This window comes from Pseudomonas sp. (assembly GCF_050739655.1).
In the GTDB taxonomy this organism is placed as follows: Bacteria; Pseudomonadota; Gammaproteobacteria; order Pseudomonadales; family Pseudomonadaceae; genus Aquipseudomonas.
On sequence record NZ_JBOIBY010000468.1, the window covers coordinates 1 to 1,536 of the forward strand.

Here is a 1,536-nt window from a genome sequence, read left to right on the forward strand (position 1 = left end):
GTGTGGGGGCAAGTGGAATCGTCGATTGTCCACTATGGATCATGATTGTCTATTGTGGACAGTCGAGTTTTTATGGGTTATGTGTTCGATCTGTAGGTGATGTCAGGCAGGCTGCGCGGCCACGGTCAACGGCCTTTGAAGCGCGCGATAAACCTCGCGGGCGATGTAGCGTTTGAGACACCGGATGATGTCTTTTTTCGATTTGCCCTGCCGAATGCGTCGATCCATGTAGTCCTTAGTGCGTTGGTCCCAGCGTAGGCGGCATAACACGATACGGTGCAGGGCTTTATTAGCCTGACGATCCCCACCACGGTTAAGCCGATGACGTGAGGTTTTCCCACTGCTAGCCGGCAGGGGCGCTGTCCCGGTGATCATCGCAAAAGCTGCTTCAGAGCGCACGCGCCCGGGGTTTTCCCCGGCGGTGACCAGCAGTTGACCGGCGACCTCGGGGCCCACACCATTAAGTGTGATCAGCTTGGGGTTGATGGCCGCCACCAGGGGTGTGATCAGCGCATCTAGAGTGGAGATCTCCGTGGACAGCCGCTGGTGACGCTCGGCTAGACTACGCAGGGCGATCATGACCGCGACCTGCGGATCAGCTGCTTTCGTGGTATCAGGGGCGCTGTCAGCACAGAAAGCGACCAACTTGGCATCGCCCAAGGCATCGAGCTGCTCACGTAACCCCGCCGGAGCGGTGATGATCAACGTTTTGATCTGCCGTTTCACATCACTACGCTGCCCAATCGCCGACGCGCGAGCCACCCGCAGACTACGCAGGGCCTCGACCTGCCCATCACGGCGTTTGGGGACACCCGTGGCTCTTTGAGCCACCACGGCACGAGCCGCCGCACACGCATCCAAAGGATCAGACTTACCCTCACTATGACGTGTCTTACGATCCGGACGATCCACCTCGATCACCGTGACACCTTGTGAATGCAGGTAACAAGTCAACCCGGCGCCATAGGAACCAGTGCCCTCAACACCCACCGACACGACCTGCCCCAACGACCGCAGCCACGCCAACACCTGCTCATAACCTGTTGTAGTAGCGGGAAACTGTTGAGTGGACAACAATTTTCCGACACCAGCATCCACCACGGCCACGGTGTGGGTGTCTTTATGAGTGTCCACACCACCAATGACCTCAACACGACGATTCTCTATTACAGTAGACATGCCATCCTTACTTCATGACTAAACAATGAATGAGATGACATCAACCAAACAAAGCAATGGACACGACAGTAAAACAGGCACCACAAAAAAGGCCAAGCTCCTATAAAGTCACAAACACCTGTTTGGTCAATGCGATGGGCACTTTCTGGCAAGGGTCGACAAATCCTTACTAGAAGACACACACGGTCAGTCCGTCCTAGAGTCAGACCCAACCAGAAAATGCCCATACACATATCATTACTGTCCGTCCTTGTACCACTCGCGTTTGCGACAATGGTGGCGTTTGCGCGGGAAATTCAAAAAACCCCCACAAACGCAACATTCAAGGAGTTAATGCGGTGCCGCACTGTCCTCGTC

At 55.4% G+C, this 1,536-nt stretch carries 1 protein-coding gene; it reads right to left on the minus strand.

All coding sequences use genetic code 11. From position 1 onward, the window contains the following. Positions 1-102 precede the first annotated feature (102 nt). The gene (locus ACRESJ_RS22760; RefSeq protein WP_431759936.1) at positions 103-1,179 is read right to left on the minus strand and encodes an IS110 family transposase; all 1,077 of its coding nucleotides are present in this window, start codon (positions 1,177-1,179) and stop codon (positions 103-105) included. Positions 1,180-1,536 lie beyond the last annotated feature (357 nt).

Bases quoted from the DNA above. Each gene is read 5' to 3' on its own strand.
- ACRESJ_RS22760 (WP_431759936.1), bottom strand. From the start codon at position 1,179: ATGTCTACTGTAATAGAGAATCGTCGTGTTGAGGTCATTGGTGGTGTG.